This window comes from Lysinibacillus macroides, assembly GCF_001281525.1.
GTDB classification, from domain to species: domain Bacteria; phylum Bacillota; class Bacilli; order Bacillales_A; family Planococcaceae; genus Lysinibacillus; species Lysinibacillus macroides.
The window spans coordinates 413,141-434,226 of record NZ_LGCI01000010.1; the positions used below are offsets into that span (position 1 = coordinate 413,141).

The window sequence follows — 21,086 nt, forward strand, 5'->3', positions numbered from 1 at the left end:
CATTCTCTCAATAGCTTTTTTTACTAATCGTTTGCCATTTCATATTCAGTTCATAAAGTCATGCTATAGTAAAACCCATAGAAGTAAAACATATTGTTTTACGATCATAAAGGAGGCATATTTCTTTGCAAGAGATAGCAAAAGATACAACGAAAAAACGGGATTGGCAACGCTTTATCCAGTTAGTCAAACAGGCGGAGCCACCTATTTGGCTACTCGTCATTGCTTTAGTGATGAGTTTAGCAACAACGGGCGTCGGCTTTATCGTACCGTTATTTACAAAACAATTAGTAGATGGCTTTTCCTTAGCATCCCTTAATTATTGGCAAATAGTAATACTTGGTGTTGCCTTTATTGCACAGGCTATAGCTAGTGGCTTATCTATTTACTATTTAAATCGAGTTGGACATCATGTTGTGGCAAAATTACGTGACCAGCTATGGCGAAAGCTGTTGCATTTACCAATCCCCTATTATGATGAACATGATACTGGTGAAACATTGAGCCGTGTTACGAATGACACGGCCGTTGTGAAAGAGCTTATAACAGAGCATTTAGCAAACTGTTTATCTGGCGTTATCTCCATAATAGGTTCTATTATCATTCTTCTATTTTTAGATTGGAAAATGACATTAGTCATGCTGATTGCCGTACCACTGGCTATGGTGATCTTAATGTTGTTAGGGCGACGCATGTTTGTGATTTCAAAAGGAATGCAAGATGAAACAGCAAAATTTACGTCTGTATTAAATCAAGTTTTACCTGAAACGCGCCTAGTCAAGGCTTCAAATGCTGAGCAAATTGAATATGAGCATGGAAAAAAGGGCATTACGAATCTCTTTACATTTGGCTTAAAAGAAGCAAAAATTCATGCACTGATTTCCCCGCTGATTTCATTCGTTCTGATGTCTGTGCTTGTAGCTATTATTGGCTATGGTGGTGTCCGTGTTTCCTCTGGAGAGCTGACGGCTGGCGATATGGTAGCATTTATTTTATATTTAATCCAAATCATTATGCCGATGACACAATTGACGATGTTCTTTACCCAACTCCAAAAAGCAATGGGGGCTACAGAACGAATTAGTGCATTACTTGAATACGAGGAAGAACATATTGAAGAAGGCTTAACTGTAGAAAAAGTAGACCAACCCATTTATGTTAAAAATGTTGACTTTTCTTATGGTGAAGAGCCTATTTTATCCGATATTAACTTCACAATTGAGCCAGGCAAAGTAACAGCCATCGTAGGACCAAGTGGTGGCGGTAAAACAACCACATTTTCTTTGCTAGAACGATACTATCAGCCTACGAACGGCAGTATCACACTAGGAGATACACCAATCGAAACTTTCTCACTCCACTCTTGGCGCAGTCAAATCGGCTATGTGGCGCAGGAAAGTGCCCTGCTATCAGGTACGATTCGAGAAAATATTTGCTATGGTATAGACCGTAAAGTGCAAGATGATGAACTAGAAAAAGTGGCTAAAATGGCCTATGCAGATCAATTTATTAATGAGCTTCCAGACAAGTTTGACACAGAAGTTGGAGAACGAGGCATCAAGCTTTCAGGTGGACAACGTCAGCGTATCTCTATTGCAAGGGCGCTGTTACGTAATCCGCAAATATTAATGCTGGATGAAGCCACATCGAGCTTAGATAGTAAATCAGAAATTTATGTACAAAAAGCATTAGACAACTTAATGCAAGGGCGCACAACATTAGTCATTGCGCACCGTTTATCGACAGTGGTAGATGCCGATCAAATATTATTTATTGAGAAAGGGCATATTACTGGCTGTGGCACACACGAAACACTCTTTGAAACACATGCTATGTATCGTGAGTTTGCCATGCAGCAATTACGCATTAAAGACGTTGAATAAAGGGGTTTGTTGAAATGACAAAACTATTAGTGGTGGATGATGATGCACATATTCGAGAATTGGTAAAAGTGTTTCTGCAAAATGAGGGCTTAGAGGTGATAGAGGCTATCGATGGTGTTGATGCACTGTCCAAATTAGACACTGAAAAAGTCGATATGGTCGTGATGGATATTATGATGCCTAACATGGATGGCTGGGCATTGTGTGAGGAGATACGTTCATTCAATACAAATTTACCGATCCTTATGCTAACAGCTAAAGGCGAAACCTCTCAAAAAATCAAAGGCTTTCATTTAGGGACAGATGATTACCTTGTGAAGCCATTTGAGCCTGCCGAGCTAATTGTGCGTGTTAAGTCGATCTTAAAAAGATATCGTATTTCCCTTTCTCAAGTTGTAGAGGCCGGTAATGTTAAACTAAATCGCCTTACACACGAAGTGGCAATGAACGGCGAGACGATTCTGCTTCGTTTGAAGGAGTTCGAGCTATTATTTACACTTGCAAGCTATGTCGGCAAAACCTTTTCCCGTGAACAGTTGATCGAAGAAATCTGGGGCTACGACTATGAGGGAGATGAACGAACAGTTGATGTCCATATCAAAAGAATACGAGAACGCTTTCCACAGGAGACAAGCGGCTTTGTCATTCGCACCATTCGTGGTCTTGGTTACCGCTTGGAACTAAGCACATGAGAAAACGAAGATTCATGTTAAGATTAGCGATGGTCTTTTGCCTGTTTCTGATTGCAAACACCGTTTTCGCTTTTATTTCCTATCATGTAACTTCATGGCTGTATGGACGGTTAGGGACTGAGCCTCATGGATTTTGGCTACAACTAGGTACAGTGATTGGTGTGTTTGCACTTTTTGCCTGTTCAGCTGCCATTATCTTTTTAATCGGACTAAATCGACAACGCAACTATTGGGATACGATTGTAGATGCATTAAGCCGCATGGCAAAAGGTGATTTTGATGTTCAGTTGGATCTGAGGGCAGATGAGGAGGATCAATTTGGGCAATTGATTCATGGTATTAATCATATGGCCGTTGAGTTAGGTGAACTGGAAAGAATGCGTCAGGAGTTCATTTCCAACGTCTCCCATGAAATTCAATCACCTTTAACATCTATTAATGGCTTTGCAAAGGCACTGAAGAATATTAATCTACCTGAAGAAAAGCGACAGCATTATTTAGACATAATTGAATTAGAAAGTAATCGATTATCAAAAATTAGCGACAACTTACTCAAGCTCACTTCCTTAGAATCGCAGCATCATCCATTTGAGCCTACAAATTATCGACTCAATAAACAATTACGCAATGTGGTGCTGGCACTTGAACCGAATTGGTTAGCCAAACAAATTGACTTCGATCTCGATCTTGATAACCTGAGCATCACTGCAGATGAGGATTTGCTAAATCAAGTCTGGATGAATTTGCTGACAAACAGTATTAAGTTTACACCTACCAATGGAACCATCACATTATCTATGAAAAAGCAATTCGACACGATAACCGTGATGGTTCAAGATACTGGCATTGGCTTAACCGAAGAACAACAAAAGCATATTTTTGAAAGATTTTATAAGGCCGATCAATCGCGAACTGCTGGAAATGGCGGTAGCGGATTAGGGCTGGCCATTGTCAAAAAAATAATTGATATGCATCAAGGAACCATTGCTGTAGAGAGCAAAATAGCTGAATATACAAAATTTTTGATTACTGTACCCATCGACAGTACGCCAACTCGTGCAAACGACTAAAACCGTCTGCACGAGTTATTTTTTCTAGTAAGCTACTTTGCTAAAGTATCGATATACTTTATTTAGTTTTTGCTTTTGCTTCCCTCTTTTGCTTTCCATGTTACCAAACTCAAAAAACTTCACTTTTTTCATCCCAACAAACTTAAACAACGCTCTCTTCATCAAAATTTTATGTGCATTGTTCAACCATAAAAATGGATAATTGGTTGGTCCCTTCATCGTGGATACACAGACTACAGACTTCCCTTTTAAAAGACCCTCTGGAAATAACCCCTTTGTATCTCGATAAGCAAAGTTTGCCGCAAATAATTGGTCAATATACCCTAACAGCATGGCTGGCGGTCTCCCCCACCAGATTGGATAAACAAATACAAGTTGATCTGCCCAAGAGAGCTGTTGACGGTATTTTTCCATTTTCGGATCCCGATACATATCACGACGTCGTTTATGTTCATGGAAAATTAAGCGTGGATCGAACTGTTCTTCATATAAATCTAGTATCTGAATCTCCTCGATGGCAGGATTTTCTCGACACCCCTTTATCACTTCTTGTAAAAAAGCATAATTTAAACTTTTATGGTTGGGATATGTATAAACAATTAACGTTTTCAATGTGTGCCTCCTCATTACTTATCATTTGATAACAAAATAATAGTTCACTTCATTTTAGTTGTCAAATGATAATTGTTTTAGGACAAGTTATTTGTTATCTTGACAGTAAGAGGTGATCCCATTGAATAAAAGCGCTTTATTTCATCAGTTTGTAGCATTTACAGCTACAATCCATCAAGTGACACATGATCTCACACAAAATATTACCGCTGCGAATATCACACCGCTACAATATAAAATTCTTGAATATATTAAAGTAAGCCAACCCGTCACACCAACCGAAATCAGTGAATGTCAGCATATGTCCTTACCCAATACAAGCCGTGAACTACGGAAATTGCAGGAACGGCAGCTAATCCAAAAATTTAGCGACACAGCCGACCGCAGAAAGCAGTATGTCCGTTTGTCCAAAGAAGGTGAAAAAATGATGGAGGAGGCATTTGCCTGTATCGAAGAACGCTTTCTACAGCTTATCCAACACGCAACACAGGATGATCTAAAGGACATCCAGCATGCTCTAGCCATTTTAGAGGAAAAGGTTTTACGCCAAAATGGCTAAGACCATGCTGCTTTTGGGGTGTGGTGATCGCTACTATTGGAGAAGCAGGGGGCGAGATCTTTTTTGACTGAAATTGCGCTTTCTTAGGTTTGAAGTGCTCGCTTCTGATTCAAAGCCGTTCTTTCCTTGGCTTGAAGCGCTCTCTTTTACTTCAAACTTCTGAACCAAAAGTTGCTCATTCTTCTTGGAATTATTCGTCTTTCATGCAAAAAGGTTAGTCATAACTTGAAATGAATTATTAAAAAATCTTTATCAGCATACCCGTGTCACTCACCCGAGATTCGTAACCACTTTGTCTTTTCTTTAATAGTATAAAGGTGAGTAGAAGGAGGAGTCTTAAGTGGAAGTAGTAGTGTTTGATCGGGAGTGGATTGAGGAACAGTTTGAAACACTTCCATTATGGCAACAGTCAGCCTATACTGATTTTGCTGCCACGATTGCAGATGAAGCGAATACGTTTCCGTGTATACCAGCAAGAATGGGCTTTTTATCAAACCATTTGCGCTATAGTTTTGTCGGGGATCCACGCGAGGAGCAATCGATTAGGATGTTAGCACAATGCTTAAAGGACTATACAAAAGCCTCACGAACTTTCGGGAAGTATACAACACTCACTGTGTTCTTTCATACCCCTCACGATATGCGAGATCGCTTTGAGGTGGCAGATTATCAGCAATTATTTTGGTCTATCTTAAATAATTTAACCAATATGGATGAGATGGAATGGCCTAAGAGTATACCAATGGAGCCTACTCACCATGAATGGGAGTTTTGCTTTCATGGAGAGCCCTATTTTATCTCTTGTGCAACACCAGCCCATAAATTGCGAAAGAGTCGCCATTTTTCCACCTTATTAATGGCCATTCAGCCACGTTGGATATTCGATGATATAAACAACTCAACGGCCTTTGGACGAAAAATCAAAAAGCTCATTCGTCAGCGAATTGCAGACTATGACACAATTCCAGGACATCCAGATTTAAAATGGTACGGGCAAGAGGATAGTTATGAATGGAAGCAGTATTTTTTAAGTGATGATAACCATAGTCCATCCAAATGTCCTTTTTTAAGGATGTCTCAGGAAAACGGTTCATTCCGTAATGTTTCTTTGCCTTTTCACAACAATCCAGGTCGCCACACTGATTAAGACTATAAAGAGCAGGCTCACGTAAAAACCGAGTCTGCTTGTTTTTTCACCTAAAGTGCCAGACACCGTCACAGCAATGAGCAACATCCCTATACCATTCTTTACATGCCCCCACTTCGTTAACTCCATGAGCTTCCAGTAGGTCACCAAAATAAAGAGCCAATTATAGATCAACATTAAACCCGCAGCCGTGATCAAATATTCAAAGATTTTTTCTGGCATCAAAAAACCAATCACAATCGTGATCACTAAACCACTCGTTAAAAACAAAAAGGCGGGAAAAGGAACTTTCATTTTTCCTTTCTTTGCGAGTATTGCCGGTGCATCATGGTCTTCAGCAAGTGTAGTGAGAATGGTAATGACCGCGTATAGCGAGGCAACCATTGTTGAAAAACCAGCAATGATTAGCACACCATTAAAAATATCTGCCACAAAAGGTATATGGTATCCTTGAAGCGCCGTAATAAAAGGACTTTCATCAATCGAAAAGTCTTTCCACGCAACGAGTGCCAATGCAAGGGCAATGGCCATGATGAAAATAATGGTAATCACGCTCAGCATAATTCTCCCTGCTTTTGGCGCCTCTTTTGGATTTTTCAAATCGATGACCATTAAACCCATCACTTCAATTCCTCCGTAGGCATAAAAGGCATAAAGTAATCCGAGCCAAATACCTTTTATTCCTTGTGAGAAAAATGCTTCATAATTAGCCTGAAGTGAAGCCATCGTAGCAGATGATGTGCCCCTCATGATGATGACCACTGCTACAATAATGAACATAATCATGGCCGCTGCCTTTAAGGCACCGAAGATATTTTGGAAATTTTCAAAGCCCTTCATGCCTGTGAGAATTACGACTAAACCGATAGCAGCATAAATCGATGCAGCAATCCACAGGGGCAGTGCCGGAAACCAAAATTTCGTAAAAATGCCGAGCGCCATCAGTTGGCTTCCCATGATTAATAGCTCAGAAATCAAGTACAACCAGCCATTGCTAAAGCCTGCCCAGCGTCCAAAGGCTTGCTTGGCATAGGTACGAAAAGAGCCTTTATCTGGGTTTTCCACAGACATTTTAACAAGTGCATCATACACAATATACGTACAAATGGCCGCTAATAAAAAAGGAATTAATACCGCAGGCCCACTTTTATGAATGGCCATACTTGTCCCAAGAAAAAAGCCCGTTCCCAAAGTACAACCGATACCAAGAAGCGAAAGCTGCCACCAGGCCATACTTCCTTTAGCTGATTTTGAAGTCATTTGTTCTCAACCCTTCGTTACGTTCTTACTAATGGCAATGTCATACATCGAATGCCACCACCGCCTTTTTCAAGCTCAGTGACATCAACTTCAAGCAAGTTTTTATTCTTCAGCAGTGGATGCGCCAATAATTGTTGTTGTGTTGCCTGCTTGCTTATCAACAGTGTTTCTGGATTCAGGTTAATAAAGTTGATGTCTGGAATGGTCTTATACGAGTTCAGCCAGTAAACATCCAAACCATGACGCTTTAAAAATGACTCTACCATATCAAAACGACAGCTTTGAGCTGTTAACACCTGAACAGGAAAATGGCGTGCAAAGCTTTTAGCAACTACCAGATTCGCGTTCACAACATTACAATTCATATCTAAATGCAACGTATCATTGCTTTTAGGTAAATCAATTACGGCAATTTCAGAAAACCCCTCTTGAAAAATGCTTTCCTTTAAGCTTTCGATAGCTTCTATTGTTGTTCTCATCCCAAGATTAATAAGCACAGCATCTTTATTTAAAATTAACAAATCTCCGCATTCGAAGGAATGAAGCGGTTGCGAATTAGCTTTCCATTGTTGTGGAAACCATTTCGCTAAAAGTGAATGGGCAAGAGGATATTCTGGTCTTCTAAGCGAGCTTCCTGCGTTTCCAAGTAAAAGTCGATTACCAATGACACAGGCTAGGTCACGCACAAAATAACGATTCAGCAGCTGCTCACTTAATAGCTGCTGATCTGGGGTTAGTTCGTTTGCATAATCAAGTACATGTACCCCTGCGTTTTCGAATGTTGTCTTTAATGCCATGAAATTATCCATTGCCTTCTGATGGTTGACCGTATCACTCCAACCAACCTGCTCTGCTATTGTTAAATCCGTTACATCTACGATTGATGGTGCACAAAGCATCACTACTTTCAGTTCTCCATGTTCTGACCAACAATTTAGTTGAAATGAATCCATTCAAGTATTCTCTCCTTCTTCACAACAATCTCTGTTAGCGTTACCATGGACTTTCAGATTATACAAGGACCATAATCAAGAAAAATTCTCCAATTATATGTAGGTATCAACCAATCGTTTTACCTGGTTTGGTGGTCGTCATTCTTAATAGCGAACTATTATTGCGAAAAAGATAGGAGGACGGATGGGGACTTCCTGGTAGTTTGATGAAATTAGGCGAGAGCTTAAAGGATACTGCTAAAAGAGAGGTGCAAGAAGAAAACAGGACTAGCCATTACGGATTTATAGTTACTAGGTGGTTTTTCACGTACTGATTGTTACCTTAAAGTCGAAGTATACATCGTTACCGCATTCTTCTATACAAGAAATGGGCTTGGTAATTTAGTGATTGATACAATGTATCAGAGACAATGCAATATTTCTCGTTTCTCCATTTACTAAACGATTTAAAAGATTAATTTAGAGAGAAAACAAGCCGTTCTCTCTCTAATTATCATGTAAAATATTCTAATTTTGCTTGAGGGAAAAATTTCTGCATATAGCCATACAAATGTTCCTTAATGTCTTCCTCTTCCTCTTTTTGATAAATATATTTACCAATGCCATATTTGCCCCATTTATATCGTCTTACCGTCTCGTCGAGCTCTAGCTTTGTCATTGGATAATTTTTTTCAATCACTCGTTTTGCAGGCTTTGTAAAGCGATGTTGAATAAATTCAAAGGTGATGTCATCGCGCACATCCTTGGGCAATTCAGCGTCCAATCGCTCAAACATATGATAATAGCCCTCCTGCCAGCCATCATGAAGATAGATTGGCGCAACAATAAATCCGAGTGGGTATCCAGCTCTTGCCACTTTCCCCGCTGCCTCAATGCGCTTTTCCAATGATGATGTACCTGGCTCAAAGTGTTTAATCACATAATCAGCATTGACACTAAAACGAAACCTTGTACGACCATTATGCTTGGCATCTAATAAATGATCCACATGATGGAATTTCGTTACAAATCGTAACTGACCTAGCTCACTTTGTCCAAAATGCTCAATGGCTCGCTTTAAGGTATGTGTAAGATGATCAATTCCTACAATATCAGAAGTACAGGATGCCTCAAAGCGAGTGATATCAGGTGCTCGTTCAGCCATATAGTGATCGGCCTGTTCTAGGATTTCATCGACATTGACATACGTCCGAATATAAGGTTTGCTGCCCATAGTTGTTTGTAAATAGCAATAATGACAATGTCCCATACAGCCAGTCGCAAATGGGATGGCATATTCCGCTGAGGGCTTAGATGTATCAAACTTTAATGTTTTTCGAATACCCACTACTAAGGTCGATTTTGCCACCCGATACTTTTGAAAATCATTGTCTCCAGGAAGGTTTCTCACTTGATTATGGGAAGTTGTATAGCGAATTTCAATTCCCATCTGCTCAAACTTCTCTTTTAGCTCCTGACCTAATGGATACTGGAGGGCATCTGGCTCAAAATAAACAAGCTGAGGGGTAAATGGCTTTATCATGTGCGTCCTCCCTTAATGAAAATACTGGTGATAGGCCTGTTCAGCCGCCATCTCGCTTGCAAAAATTACCATGTCATTCGTGATTGGATAATAGGTTTCAAATAAAAATAGAGCTAGCTCCTCTGGTTTTTCTGGATGATAAACGACTGCCGCTTCCTGTATATTCGTTACATCTTGAATATGTGGATTGCGGTAAAAAATATAAACAATATCACCCACATCAAATGGTTGTTGCATCTCTTCACCTTCCTCTGCCTTTCCATTAGTTTGGTGAAATTGTTCAAAAAATATGTCATAAAAAATTTTGGATATTGGCATAATACTTCATCATTACTAAGAGAGGAGTTATTCGTAATAGTTGAAAAACATAAAAAAGCGAGCCTCCCTTCATCGGACGCTCGCTCATTTTATTTAGATAAATCTATTTTTTTATTTAGTAAGTAAATCGTCAATCCACCAACAGTCATCGACAATAATTCTCCAACGCCCACTGTAAACCATGTTGCCCAAAAAGGAAGGTCATACAGGATCGTTAATTGTCCAGCAACCGTAAACATGGAGACAGCAAAAATTAATGCAGTAACAACCATTTTGGCAATGTCATTTGTCATATGTTTTGTAATGCGTCTACATAGTAGTAAGACAAGGAAGGTTGCAATTCCTCCGATTGGCACATCCAGTATCCACGTTGGTGACATAAAATTAGCTAGTATTACGCCTAAAGTCACCGCCACAACATAGCGCCTATTGTATAATGCCAGATAATTAAACATTTCTGACAACCGTAGCTGGACAGCGCCAAAGCTAATGACTGATAATGCAACCGTTACAGCCACATAAAGAGCTGCAACAAGTGCCGTTTTTGTAAGCTCACTTACAGAAACACGGCTTGAATCTTTTGCAATAGATGTATTCAATTTTATTCTCCTTTGTAAAATAGCGAGTCGCTATTTTAGTAATAACTACGACCAAAGGAAGAGAGCTACACGCCCTATCTGAAGTGCCGTAGTGCAAGCAAATTTTTGCTTACCTGCGTATTATAGCAGAAGAATATCTTATTGAACAATCCTATTTTGTCAGCCAGCCACCATCAATTGGTAGCACTGCCCCATGGATATAATCAGCAGCCGAGCTTGCTAAAAATAGTGTTAAATTTGCAACTTCATGAGGCTGTGCCCAGCGACCTGCTGGCGTTTCATGGGCTACCCATTTTGCCATTTCTCCGTCACCTTCAAAATCTGCCTTATTCATCGGTGTTTGAATGGCCCCCGGTGCTATCGCATTCGCCCGAATTCCCAGGCGGCAATAATCTAAGTCTAGCTGCTTTGTATAGCCAATAATGGCATGTTTAGAAGCTGTGTAGGCTGCACCGCCACCACCCGCAACAAGTCCTGCAATCGATGCCATATTAATAATTGTGCCAGAGCCACGTTCCACCATATGCGGTAAAATTGTATTCGTTACAAAGAATGTTCCCTTTACATTCGTGTTCATAATTTTATCCCACAACGCTTCGTCAGTATCCAGTGTTTTCGCAAAACCATCTAAAATACCTGCCGTATTACATAAAATATCAATTTGCTTAAATTTCGAGATTGCTTCCAAATATGACTGCTCCACATCATTTTGACTACACACCGTGCCAACCTTATAGGCAAAATGATCAGAGTATTGCTGCTGTAAATGAACAAATCCTTGCTCCTCTAAATCAAAAGCGAATACATTCGCCCCATTTTCTAAAAATGCAACAGCTTGAGCATAGCCAATACCTGAGGCTGCACCTGTAATAAATACCGTTTTATTCATATATTCTTCAAACTTCATAAGTTTCTCCTCACAGAAAGAAGTCATCCCACAACTTGAGATGACTTCTCTTATTACGATTCTACAATTACCCAATCTTCTGCTAATAAATCACATACAGTGGGTGTGAACATAGTATAGCCCTCACCTCGCACATTAATTAAAAAATAAGGATTCAATGTTTCGCCGGCATGCTCGCTTTGGTCAACTAGCTTCACATAGAGCTCAGCACCGCTCCAGCCCTCGCGAATCACCTTTTGTCCTACTTTTAAGCGCGGTAATATTTCTTCAAAAGTCATATATTCCATCCTTTATATCCATTCTTTATCGCATTAGTATACGGGATTTTTTCCATATTGACAACCTTCCTCAGGATACTATCTGTACAATCATTCTTATGAAAAACTACAATATTATCTAATTTTAATTATTTGATTGGAATTTTAACAATAGCCGTTGTTTCTTGATAGTTGGAAGAGTCAAAGGCAATATGCCCATTATATTTTTGGACAATTTCTTTCACAATAAATAAGCCCTGACCTCTAATTTTTCCATTCCCTGCTTTTTTTGTAGAAAACCCTCGTTTAAATATATAGGTTGTATCTTCAATATTAGGGCCTGTATTTGTTACACTAAAGTCATATTGTGTCTCATCTGCTTTACAGCAAATTGTAATTTTACGTTGGCCCTCTGGCAATTCAATAGCAGCCTCAATAGCATTATCAATTAAATTGGATAAAATCTTAATTAAATCAGTTGTTTTAATTTTATAAAAGGCATTTTGGGAAATGGTAAAGTCCATATCAATATTATGATTTTGAGCTGTTAATTTCTTCGTTTGCAATAAAATAGACAAGCCTGGATGATCAATGTTTACTCGAAGTGATTGAATGGCTTGTACCTCTTTCGATAATGAACACAAATATTGCTTAGCTTGTTCTGTTTTTTCTAATTGCAATAGTCCATGTAAAACTTGGATATGATTCGTAAAATCATGACGTAGTGACGATACCGAAGCAATTAATGTTTTAATTTCTGCTTGATAGGTATCCTCTGTAGCACCAACCTCCTTTGCTACCTCCTTTTGATACCATCTTTGGAGCAATAAAAAGGAAGCAATCACCACTAAAATCAGTACACCATTAAAAATAAACATAAAGATATTGTCTTTAATCACTTTTCCCTTAATACCATTTAGCATATCTGCACTAATATCAATGCCAAGATAACCAACAATTTCGCCTGCCTCATCTTTGATTGGAGCACCGACTGAGACGTAAGAACCGTGTAGAACATCATCAATAACCTCTGTTACATAGGTTTCTCCATTATAAGCCTTGTATACTTCGTTTGCAGGCACTGTACAAGTTTCTCCAATATCAAAGCTCATGGCATGCTCTTTCGGTAATCCCATAATCATAGCACTTGATACCTCTGGATTATCCACCAATATGGTATAAACAAATAAAGCGCCTGTCTTTACTCTTGCATCATTTAAGTAATTTCTTATTTCCCAATAATAATCATTTTTTTGGGGATCTTCTAAAAATTTTTTATATGTATCTGTATCTATAGCAGAAGCAATAGAAATGGCAGCCTCTAAACTTTGATTGGCAATGGACTCCTCTACCGTCTTTTTAATTTTCACATAAGATGTAATAATATTTAAACTTGTAAACACACATAATAAAATCACTGCTAGTATTAAAATTAGTTTTATTTTACGATTTTTCATAAAAAACGAGACTTCCTCATCTATAGAGATTAATTCCAATTTTAAAGATCATTAACTTTATTCTTCACTTGTAAGCAAACATCGCTTGTCTAGGTACTGTCAATATTTTTGTGTAAATGACGATTCACCCGTTCAAGGGAACTCATCACCTGTGTATTCAATTGTACTTGTTCGAAGTGTTGATTTGAGTGTGTAGGAAAGGGCTAGCCCTTTCCTACACACTCAAATTTCGCGCTGGCGCGTCCCGGTCTAGTTTGCCGGTTCGTGCAGCTGCTCAAACATTTCTTCTAGCTTTGCACGGGCCTGATTGAAGCCGATGTGGCAGCGTGTGGCGAAACGTTGATTATAGTCTTCGAACTGCGTCACTAAAAAGCGCTCCAACGATTCTTCGTTCGGGAACTGTTCCTTGCGCTTTGTATATTTTTTGATTTGCTTATTGAACGACTCGATTAAATTCGTCGAGTAGATGCTTCGCCAAATCGCCTTGGGAAAGCCGTAAAACGTCAGTAAATACGGGTTTTCGAGTAAGCCTTGTGCGACTTTTTTATACGATTTGCCCCATTTTTCGCAGAACGTCTCGAGCGCTTTTTTCGCTGCTTCAGCGTTCTTTGCCTGGTGAATCGTTTTAAAATCCTCGCACACTTCCTTGCGATCTTCTACTCGGACTTTATGCATGATATTGCGTGCCACATGGACAAGGCACACCTGATATTTTGCCTTTGGAAACACATTAAACACAGCGTCTGCCATGCCTTTTAAGCCGTCTGATACGAATAAAAGTACGTCTTCTACACCACGGTCTTTGAGCTCTTGTAGTAGCTCCTGCCAGTTGTAGGCCGATTCTGTTGGGGCAATCGTATAGCCAAGCACTTCTTTAGAGCCGTCTTCACGAATACCAACTGCAATATAGACGGCCTCTTTTGACACCGTATCACGACGCACGGCAATATACGTCGCGTCTAAATACACGCATACGTAACGATTGTGCAAAGGACGGTTATTAAAGGCTTCTACCGTTTCTGAAACAGCCTTTGTCATATTCGAAATCGTTTGCGGCGTATAGTGATGCCCATACATTTTCTCAATTAATTGCGCAATTTCCGCCATCGTAATGCCTTTTTTGAACAAGTGAATGACCGTTTCTTCCAGCGTATCGTTCGAGCGCTTATATGGTACCACTGTCTGTTGTTTAAACTCACCGTTGCGATCCCGCGGGATTTGAAGCGTTAAATCGCCGTACTCCGTGTGAAGTGTACGCGAATAAGACCCATTGCGAGAATTGCCTGAGTTGAACCCGATACGATCGTATTTTTCGTAATCCAAAAATTCCGTCAGCTCTGTCGCCAGTAGCGAGTTGATCGCCATTTCCAAGTGCGAACGAAAAACCTCGGTAATATCTTGTTTTTTGACTAGTGCATCGACAATTTCTGTTGTAAACTGATTCATAGGGAAGACCTCTTTTCTAGGATTGGTTGTGGTGACTTAATTCTACCAAGAAAGGGTCTTCCTTTTTCTATGGAATTTTCTATTTACACAAAATATTTTATACTCTCTTTTTTATACGACTAACCTATTATAACATAAACTGAAAAAAAATCTACCTTCATTTCATATTAACTTTGCATATGGTAAAATACCTTATAATTACATACTATAATGAGGTGAAGCTAGTGGATTTATCGATCCTATTAATGAGCATTGGAATTTTTCTGATCATTGTCTCCTTCTTTTTCAAAAATAGCGCGAAAAAAGTCGAAAAAGATGTCGAAGAATTATCCATCTCCATTTTCCAAGAAACAAATCAATTAAAACGTCGCCTAAAAGTTGTGGAGGAAGAACTGTTATTAGAGCCTGAATTCCAAGTAAAATCGAAATCAACTTCTCATCATACAGCTCACAACCCTAAGGTACAGCAAATGATGCAGGCTGTACAACAAGCGGCTCAAACAGCAAAGACTACTCAAACAACCGCACAGACAAAACCGATTCATCAAATTATTATTAGTCAGGTGCTTGAATTAAACAGGCAAGGTCTTTCTGTTGCAGATATTAGTATTCGTTCTAATTTAACAGAGGAACAAGTTCGTCAAGTAATTGCAAACGGAGGTCGATAATTGATGAATCAATCTGCCATCCGTGCCTTTGGTATTGCTATTTTTCTTATCGGCGCATTGCTCGCGCTTGCTGATCGCTTTGACCTAAATATCGGGCTTCCAACAGTGGCTTCCTCTACAAAGCAGGATGCGAAGGAATTACAAACTAAGCTACATCAAGCCAATGAAGAAATTGCATCATTAAAAGAACAGCTAAAAAAGGAACAGCCAGCTGAAACACCGGCTACAGAGACGGCTGAGCAAGCTGACAAGCCAACTAGAGAGGCGACAACCATGACACTCCAAATTTATAGCGGCATTACGCCTTATATTGTTGCCCAAAAGCTTGAAGACGGTGGGATTATTACAAATAGTGTGGAAATGGAGCTATTACTCGCCAATGCTAAATATGCACGTAGCCTGCAAATTGGCTCCTATGAAATTAATTCTTCCATGTCCTTAGAGGAAATTGCTAACTTAATTACAGGCAAAAAACAATAAAGTGAATTTTCAATGAGTGAGAACCTTACGGCCTGTACCTGATGCTACGAAAAGATTGTTAATACGGGATAAACAAAAAGCTGTTACCTACTCAAATTAGGTGACAGCTTTTTAGATTACTAGGCAATGCTTTCTAAGAAGGCTTGCATCATCAAGCTGCCTTCTTTTGTGCCAATGGACTCAGGATGAAATTGTAGACCAAAAAGAGGATATTCCTTATGCTGAATCGCCATAATCTCTCCATCATCACAGGATGTAGCAATAATGTTAAAATCCTTGTGTAATGTAGGCTGTTCAATAATCAAGGAATGGTAGCGCATCACTTGAATTTCACCAGCTAATTGTGCAAATAGGCCTGTTTTTTTATATTGTAAGGACGATAGCTTCCCATGCATAATCTGTTGCGCCTGCACAATATTTGCCCCAAAAGCCTGCCCAATAGATTGATGTCCCAGACAAATACCTAATATCGGAAACTCTTGATACAGCTCTCGAATAACCTCTACCGTAATGCCTGCTTCTGTCGGCGTTCCTGGTCCAGGTGATAAAATAATAGCCTCTGGTGACATAGCTTGAATTTCTTCTATTGTAATGGCGTCATTCCGCACCACTTCCACGTTTTTCCCTAGCATACTAATTTGTTGAAAAAGATTATAGGTAAAGGAATCATAGTTATCAATTAATAAAATCATTTTTTTACCTCCAATAGCGCACGAGCTTTATTGAGCGTTTCCTCATATTCAGATAATGGTACAGAATCGTAGACAATACCGGCCCCTGCCTGCACATGGGCTTGCTGATCCTTAATAATCATTGTGCGAATCGCAAGTGCTAAATCCATATCACCTGTCGTTGAAATATAGCCGACTGCCCCAGCATAAACACCACGCTTCACTGGCTCTAATTCATTAATTAGCTGCATAGCACGAATTTTGGGCGCACCTGATACCGTACCAGCAGGTAAACAAGCTCGAAGTACATCTAGCACATGAAGGTCATCTCGTAAGTCTGCAATCACCTCTGATACAATATGCATCACATATTTATAACGCTCAATCGTCATATATTTCATTAGCTGAACAGAACCAACTTTAGCAATGCGACCAAGATCATTGCGACCTAAATCCACCAACATACGATGCTCAGCGATTTCTTTTTCATCCTGTAGTAAAGCATTCGCAATTTCCTCATCCTGCTCGGCTGTTGCACCGCGAGGCTTTGTACCCGCAATGGGATTTGTTGTTACCTGTCGATTTTTTACTTTTACAAGACTTTCAGGAGAGGTTCCTAAAATAACATAGGCGCCATAATCCATATAAAACATATAGGGCGAAGGGTTTGTTGTACGCAATTGTCGATACAATGCAAAGGGTGAGCCTGTAAATGGTGCTGAAAAGCGTTGTGACAGCACAATTTGGAAGATATCTCCCTTTAAAATATGCTGCTTGGCACGCTCCACCAATGCTACAAATTGCTCCTTGGAAATCATTGGCTTAAATGCCAGTGTATTTACCTTTGCAGCATCAAATGTTGCCCCTGCATAAAGCTGTTGCTCCATCGCCAAAACAGCTGTCTCCATCTCCTCTAACGTACGCCCTTCCTGAAATAAATCAATAGAGGCTAGTGTAATTTCCTGCTTTAAATGATCAAAAACAATAAATGTATCATAGAAAAAAACATGGACATCTGGCATGGCTAAATCATCCTGCAAATATTCGCCAATTTTTTCCGTATAAAAAGCTGTCTCATAACCGAAGAAGCCAATCGCGCCCCCAAAAAAGGCAAATGGATAGGAGGCTTGATGAAAAGGCATAACCTGCTTTAATTTATCAAGTACATTTCCGCTTGTTTTCTCTTGTTCTTCCTCTTTAGAAAATGTATATTCTTCCTGATTTCCTGTTAATTCAGCAACGGGGTTCACAGCGATAAACGAATATCGTCCGCTTTCCTCATGCTTGGCTGACGATTCGAATAACATTTTATATTGCCCTGTTAATGCTTGATACACCGAGATCGGGGTCATCATATCCCCCTGTAACACTTTCATCGCATACTTGCTAAGCTCAACTGTCATACATTTCTCTCCTTCTCTAAACTCTGCTCGTCTTTTTACACCATAGAAAAAGGCCTTTCCATCACAAAAGGACGGAAAAGCCGTGGTGCCACCTTTATTGGTCTTATCGCAAGACCCACTCTAAGCCTTATAACGTAGGCATACGCTAATCCATACTCTGTTATTCTGGATTAGAGCTCCGAAGTCCATTCGCCATTCATTTGTACTAGTTTCCACCAACCACTAGCTCTCTATCACAAATAATAATAGCTACTACTCTTCATCAAAGCTGATTGCTTGATACTATTGTAAAGCAAATTATCTTACAATTCAATTTATTTTTTATAACGCGATTGTTCATCCTCCACTGAACTCACCAATGTCATCGCAAAATCATCCATTATTTGTCGAATAGCAAATAAAATATCTTGCCGTACTTCCAGCATAACAGCGGTATCATTTGTGGCAACAAAGAAACGGACAAGTACACGATAATAATCATGATGCAGCTCATCAATATAAACATGAATCATTTCTTTCTCCGTTTGGTCGTGTAAATAAATTTCCTTATGAATAGCCGTGAGCGCGCTACGCAATGTTTCCTCACTATTGTCGATAGCGACATATAAAAATTGTTCGCATTTTCGTTTTTCGCGACGTGATAAATTATAGATCGGACGATTTACTAAATAGGCGTTCGGCACATACACAAGACCTTTATCTCCTGTTTGAATTAAAGTACTTCGAAGGTTGATATCCTCAATCGTCCCTTCAATCTTTTGGTCCTCCGTCGCTATCCAATCTCCAATTTGAAATGGGTTATCTAACGCAACGGACATACCACCAAAGAGATGACCTAATGTATCACGAATCCCAAAGGCAATTGCTACACCTGTTAAGCCAATTCCTGTTAAAAAGCCATTGAGATTAAAATTCCAAAACGAAGCAATGGTGAACATGGCAAAAATCATAATCAGTACTTTACCGATTCGTAGAAAAAACGGCAATAAGACATTTTGATCCTCTTCATCTGATAATTGAAATGGCTGTTTTGTATAAAAATGTAAAACATCATAGACACCTTTAAAAGCAAAAAACACCATAATGGATAATGCAAAGTTTTTTGTTGATGGATGTGTGAATAAAGGAACATCTATTAAATAGGAAAGACTTAACACAATCACTGCTGTTAAAAAGGCATAGCCAATTGCTTTGCTAAATTGGGCAAGCACATTTGCTTGGAAATGACGGTGTCGATTTTTTAAAAACAGTACAATATGCTTAATAATTTTCTGAATAACAAATCGTTGAATAAGCCAGCCAACAAGGCAAAGTGCAATAGCAATGACAACATCTAGCCAAGTTGGAACTGTAAACTTAGGTAAAAACCATTTTAATGACTCCATGTCTTTCTCCTTTAAAGTACCTATGTATCGCCAACAAAAAGGAGCTGACCTTTATAATCGTCACCCCTCTTGTTGTTATTGTATCGCATGATCCGCAAAAAAAGCCTTATGAGCAAACCAAAATTGCTGCGGATTAAAATGCTCTTCCTGCATGGCAACCACTGAAAATTCAGCATGATATTTTTGTGTCATATCCTCTAGCATCGCTGTTGCCTGTTCGCTCATAAGCTGTTGCCCATCAATTGGTGTGCCTTCTGTAAATACAATAACATCTGCCTCAGCATCTTGTTGATTTTCCTGTAGCAAGGCATGAACAAATTGTAAAACAGGTAGCATAGCTGCTTCTCCACTTGCCTTATAGTTGATAAAGCTTTGAAAATCCGCTATATTCACATGACCATTTTCAAAGCGATAGTGCACATGTATTTGATGATTATAAGGGACAATATACAAATCACGCCCCTCCTGATGTGCATGCATAAATAATGGTAAAATCATACTTTTACAAAGCTCGGAATAAGCCGCCATCCCTGCCGTTTGCTCTAAGCAAATAATCATAGGACCACACTCTTTTTTAGTGTGCTGAAATGGCACATATAACACATTATCCTGCTTGGTTGTTTGCTGCTTGAGCTGCTGACGTCTTTGCTCAGAGCATTTTCGTTCATAATATAGACGTTGCTCGTGGCTGTTTGCTAGTCGCTCTGCTTGCTCAATCGCAGGGATATTTTCTTGCATTTCCTGTATACTTTCTGCCAATTCAAGCGCAAAGGCTGCCATATTTTGCAATGACTCACTTTCGAAAAAATAGTTAATAAAATATTGTTGTTCTCGATTGTTTAATTCTTCGAGATGCAAATGATCATATAGAAAGCGTAAATAGTGACGTTGTTCAAGCGTCATGTCACCATCTAATTTTCCGATCAGTGCTTGTATCACGTCTTGCATACACTAGCACCTCCTAAGTACTACAGTTTTGAATAATGTCTATAGTATAACCAAAAAATTTTTTTGACAATACAAATTTACTCGCTATATTGACGTCATCTAACAGACAATGTTGCCTGTTCCAGAAAATTTTATATTTAGCCATAGAAAAAGAAGAGCTGCTCTATCAGCTCTTCTCCAATTAATTATTTAATTCATAATGTTTGCCTTTTATTAGGTAAAATAGATGTTCAGCGATATTTGTAGCATGATCAGCCGAACGCTCTAAATAACGGCAAATAAAGGTTAAATGCGTAATTTGTGAAATGTGTGCTGGATTGTCAATGCCTGCGCGTAGCAACAGTACAATGGTTGCCCCATATAAATCATCGACATAGTCATCAAGCTCAGCAATTTCTTTCGCTCGTACTGTATTTTCCTCTGTAAAGGCCTTAATAATGTTTTCTAACATTTCCACTGTTTTATCACACATCGTTTGTAAATTGGTTAGAGGGAAAACAATCGGTTCTTTACCAATCCGTATCGCTTCCTTGGCAATATTAACCGCATAGTCACCTACGCGTTCCATATCCGATGCCGCCTTTACAAGCACCATAAGACGACGTAAATCCGTAGCAACTGGCTGCTGCTTTGCAATCATTAAAATCACTTGATCATTGATTTCCTCCTCAAGGCGATTAATATCTAAATCATCCTCGAGAATTTTTAAGGCTTTTTCTAAATCCTGCTCAATTAATGCTGTAAAAGCTGTTTTTAATGCATCAATACTTCGATTCGCAATCGTAATAAACTGCGCCTGTACATCTTTTAATTCCTGCTCAAAACGCTCACGCACGATCATCTATTCAC

At 39.2% G+C, this 21,086-nt stretch carries 22 protein-coding genes, 1 pseudogene and 1 other annotated feature; of the genes and pseudogenes, 8 read left to right on the top strand and 15 right to left on the bottom strand.

The annotated features are described in order from the left end of the window. Positions 1-125: 125 nt before the first annotated feature. From ADM90_RS16845 to ADM90_RS16855, 3 genes are read left to right on the top strand one after another with little or no spacing between them, the layout of a single operon-like run. The gene (locus ADM90_RS16845) at positions 126-1,883 is read left to right on the top strand and encodes an ABC transporter ATP-binding protein (RefSeq protein WP_053996088.1); all 1,758 of its coding nucleotides are present in this window, start codon (positions 126-128) and stop codon (positions 1,881-1,883) included. Positions 1,884-1,897: 14 nt separating this feature from the next. After that, on the top strand, positions 1,898-2,575 hold the full coding sequence (locus ADM90_RS16850) for a response regulator transcription factor (RefSeq protein WP_053996089.1): 678 nt from the start codon (positions 1,898-1,900) through the stop codon (positions 2,573-2,575). Continuing rightward, positions 2,572-3,645 (top strand): sensor histidine kinase, encoded by a 1,074-nt coding sequence (locus ADM90_RS16855; RefSeq protein ID WP_235473641.1) that lies wholly within the window; start codon positions 2,572-2,574, stop codon positions 3,643-3,645. The genes ADM90_RS16850 and ADM90_RS16855 overlap by 4 nt, the downstream gene beginning before the upstream one ends. A gap of 24 nt (positions 3,646-3,669) precedes the next feature. On the opposite strand, the gene ADM90_RS16860 is transcribed toward ADM90_RS16855, so the two are convergent. Next, positions 3,670-4,257 (bottom strand): NAD(P)H-dependent oxidoreductase, encoded by a 588-nt coding sequence (locus ADM90_RS16860; protein ID WP_053996091.1) that lies wholly within the window; start codon positions 4,255-4,257, stop codon positions 3,670-3,672. A 121-nt stretch (positions 4,258-4,378) separates the two neighbouring features. Here ADM90_RS16860 and ADM90_RS16865 point away from each other — a divergent pair, with 121 nt between their 5' ends. Both ADM90_RS16865 and ADM90_RS16870 read left to right on the top strand, forming a co-directional pair. Continuing rightward, positions 4,379-4,816 carry a MarR family winged helix-turn-helix transcriptional regulator gene (locus ADM90_RS16865; protein WP_053996092.1) on the top strand — a complete coding sequence of 146 codons (438 nt, stop codon included), beginning with the start codon at positions 4,379-4,381 and terminating at the stop codon, positions 4,814-4,816. A gap of 340 nt (positions 4,817-5,156) precedes the next feature. Further along, positions 5,157-5,963 carry a YqcI/YcgG family protein gene (locus ADM90_RS16870; protein ID WP_053996093.1) on the top strand — a complete coding sequence of 269 codons (807 nt, stop codon included), beginning with the start codon at positions 5,157-5,159 and terminating at the stop codon, positions 5,961-5,963. On the opposite strand, the gene ADM90_RS16875 is transcribed toward ADM90_RS16870, so the two are convergent. Together ADM90_RS16875 and ADM90_RS16880 are read right to left on the bottom strand one after the other, a co-directional pair. Further along, positions 5,907-7,223, bottom strand: a complete 1,317-nt coding sequence (locus tag ADM90_RS16875) for an amino acid permease (protein ID WP_053996094.1) — start codon at positions 7,221-7,223, stop codon at positions 5,907-5,909. The genes ADM90_RS16870 and ADM90_RS16875 overlap by 57 nt on opposite strands. A 17-nt stretch (positions 7,224-7,240) precedes the next feature. Next, positions 7,241-8,176, bottom strand: a complete 936-nt coding sequence (locus tag ADM90_RS16880; RefSeq protein WP_053996095.1) for an arginine deiminase family protein — start codon at positions 8,174-8,176, stop codon at positions 7,241-7,243. A gap of 191 nt (positions 8,177-8,367) precedes the next feature. Between ADM90_RS16880 and ADM90_RS25450 the strand changes: the two are divergent. Next, positions 8,368-8,490, top strand: a pseudogene (locus ADM90_RS25450) (hypothetical protein); the annotation flags it as partial. 179 nt (positions 8,491-8,669) lie between these two features. Here the strand turns inward: ADM90_RS25450 and splB are convergent. From splB to ADM90_RS16915, 7 genes are all read right to left on the bottom strand, one after another. Next, positions 8,670-9,698 carry a spore photoproduct lyase gene (gene splB, locus ADM90_RS16885; protein ID WP_053996096.1) on the bottom strand — a complete coding sequence of 343 codons (1,029 nt, stop codon included), beginning with the start codon at positions 9,696-9,698 and terminating at the stop codon, positions 8,670-8,672. Between the two features lie 12 nt (positions 9,699-9,710). Continuing rightward, entirely contained in the window at positions 9,711-9,935 is a 225-nt protein-coding gene (locus ADM90_RS16890) for a transcriptional regulator SplA domain-containing protein (protein WP_004232790.1), read from the bottom strand. 170 nt (positions 9,936-10,105) lie between these two features. Then, positions 10,106-10,615 (bottom strand): QueT transporter family protein, encoded by a 510-nt coding sequence (locus ADM90_RS16895; RefSeq protein WP_053996097.1) that lies wholly within the window; start codon positions 10,613-10,615, stop codon positions 10,106-10,108. Between the two features lie 151 nt (positions 10,616-10,766). Further along, a complete protein-coding gene (locus ADM90_RS16900) occupies positions 10,767-11,522 on the bottom strand; it encodes a 3-oxoacyl-ACP reductase (protein WP_053996098.1) in 756 nt (251 codons plus the stop codon). A gap of 53 nt (positions 11,523-11,575) precedes the next feature. Next, the gene (locus tag ADM90_RS16905) at positions 11,576-11,800 is read right to left on the bottom strand and encodes a DUF2829 domain-containing protein (RefSeq protein WP_053996099.1); all 225 of its coding nucleotides are present in this window, start codon (positions 11,798-11,800) and stop codon (positions 11,576-11,578) included. Between the two features lie 128 nt (positions 11,801-11,928). After that, entirely contained in the window at positions 11,929-13,236 is a 1,308-nt protein-coding gene (locus ADM90_RS16910) for a GHKL domain-containing protein (protein WP_053996100.1), read from the bottom strand. Positions 13,237-13,485: 249 nt separating this feature from the next. Next, positions 13,486-14,682 (bottom strand): IS256 family transposase, encoded by a 1,197-nt coding sequence (locus ADM90_RS16915; RefSeq protein ID WP_053993757.1) that lies wholly within the window; start codon positions 14,680-14,682, stop codon positions 13,486-13,488. Between the two features lie 224 nt (positions 14,683-14,906). Here ADM90_RS16915 and ADM90_RS16920 point away from each other — a divergent pair, with 224 nt between their 5' ends. Both ADM90_RS16920 and ADM90_RS16925 read left to right on the top strand, forming a co-directional pair. Continuing rightward, the gene (locus tag ADM90_RS16920; RefSeq protein WP_053996101.1) at positions 14,907-15,350 is read left to right on the top strand and encodes a hypothetical protein; all 444 of its coding nucleotides are present in this window, start codon (positions 14,907-14,909) and stop codon (positions 15,348-15,350) included. A 3-nt stretch (positions 15,351-15,353) separates the two neighbouring features. Beyond that, entirely contained in the window at positions 15,354-15,830 is a 477-nt protein-coding gene (locus ADM90_RS16925; RefSeq protein ID WP_053996714.1) for a hypothetical protein, read from the top strand. A 119-nt stretch (positions 15,831-15,949) separates the two neighbouring features. Here the strand turns inward: ADM90_RS16925 and ADM90_RS16930 are convergent, their stop codons facing one another. From ADM90_RS16930 to phoU, 5 genes are all read right to left on the bottom strand, one after another. Beyond that, positions 15,950-16,522 (bottom strand): anthranilate synthase component II, encoded by a 573-nt coding sequence (locus ADM90_RS16930; RefSeq protein ID WP_053996102.1) that lies wholly within the window; start codon positions 16,520-16,522, stop codon positions 15,950-15,952. Further along, on the bottom strand, positions 16,519-17,904 hold the full coding sequence (gene trpE / locus ADM90_RS16935; RefSeq protein WP_053996103.1) for an anthranilate synthase component I: 1,386 nt from the start codon (positions 17,902-17,904) through the stop codon (positions 16,519-16,521). The genes ADM90_RS16930 and trpE overlap by 4 nt, the downstream gene beginning before the upstream one ends. Before the next feature lie 64 nt (positions 17,905-17,968). Continuing rightward, positions 17,969-18,179 (bottom strand) — a binding site (T-box leader). Between the two features lie 39 nt (positions 18,180-18,218). Beyond that, on the bottom strand, positions 18,219-19,289 hold the full coding sequence (locus tag ADM90_RS16940) for a mechanosensitive ion channel family protein (protein ID WP_053996104.1): 1,071 nt from the start codon (positions 19,287-19,289) through the stop codon (positions 18,219-18,221). 75 nt (positions 19,290-19,364) lie between these two features. Continuing rightward, the gene (locus ADM90_RS16945; protein ID WP_053996105.1) at positions 19,365-20,237 is read right to left on the bottom strand and encodes a vWA domain-containing protein; all 873 of its coding nucleotides are present in this window, start codon (positions 20,235-20,237) and stop codon (positions 19,365-19,367) included. Positions 20,238-20,418: 181 nt separating this feature from the next. Further along, positions 20,419-21,078: a phosphate signaling complex protein PhoU gene (phoU, locus tag ADM90_RS16950; protein WP_053996106.1), complete on the bottom strand. Its 660-nt coding sequence runs from the start codon at positions 21,076-21,078 to the stop codon at positions 20,419-20,421. Positions 21,079-21,086 lie beyond the last annotated feature (8 nt).

Coding starts and splice junctions, on each gene's coding strand:
- ADM90_RS16850 (WP_053996089.1), top strand. CDS start 1,898: ATGACAAAACTATTAGTGGTGGATGATGATGCACATATTCGAGAATTG.
- ADM90_RS16855 (WP_235473641.1), top strand. CDS start 2,572: ATGAGAAAACGAAGATTCATGTTAAGATTAGCGATGGTCTTTTGCCTG.
- ADM90_RS16875 (WP_053996094.1), bottom strand. CDS start 7,223: ATGACTTCAAAATCAGCTAAAGGAAGTATGGCCTGGTGGCAGCTTTCG.
- ADM90_RS16880 (WP_053996095.1), bottom strand. CDS start 8,176: ATGGATTCATTTCAACTAAATTGTTGGTCAGAACATGGAGAACTGAAA.
- splB (WP_053996096.1), bottom strand. CDS start 9,698: ATGATAAAGCCATTTACCCCTCAGCTTGTTTATTTTGAGCCAGATGCC.
- ADM90_RS16890 (WP_004232790.1), bottom strand. CDS start 9,935: ATGCAACAACCATTTGATGTGGGTGATATTGTTTATATTTTTTACCGC.
- ADM90_RS16900 (WP_053996098.1), bottom strand. CDS start 11,522: ATGAAGTTTGAAGAATATATGAATAAAACGGTATTTATTACAGGTGCA.
- ADM90_RS16905 (WP_053996099.1), bottom strand. CDS start 11,800: ATGACTTTTGAAGAAATATTACCGCGCTTAAAAGTAGGACAAAAGGTG.
- ADM90_RS16910 (WP_053996100.1), bottom strand. CDS start 13,236: ATGAAAAATCGTAAAATAAAACTAATTTTAATACTAGCAGTGATTTTA.
- ADM90_RS16915 (WP_053993757.1), bottom strand. CDS start 14,682: ATGAATCAGTTTACAACAGAAATTGTCGATGCACTAGTCAAAAAACAA.
- ADM90_RS16925 (WP_053996714.1), top strand. CDS start 15,354: ATGAATCAATCTGCCATCCGTGCCTTTGGTATTGCTATTTTTCTTATC.
- ADM90_RS16930 (WP_053996102.1), bottom strand. CDS start 16,522: ATGATTTTATTAATTGATAACTATGATTCCTTTACCTATAATCTTTTT.
- trpE (WP_053996103.1), bottom strand. CDS start 17,904: ATGACAGTTGAGCTTAGCAAGTATGCGATGAAAGTGTTACAGGGGGAT.
- ADM90_RS16940 (WP_053996104.1), bottom strand. CDS start 19,289: ATGGAGTCATTAAAATGGTTTTTACCTAAGTTTACAGTTCCAACTTGG.
- ADM90_RS16945 (WP_053996105.1), bottom strand. CDS start 20,237: ATGCAAGACGTGATACAAGCACTGATCGGAAAATTAGATGGTGACATG.
- phoU (WP_053996106.1), bottom strand. CDS start 21,078: ATGATCGTGCGTGAGCGTTTTGAGCAGGAATTAAAAGATGTACAGGCG.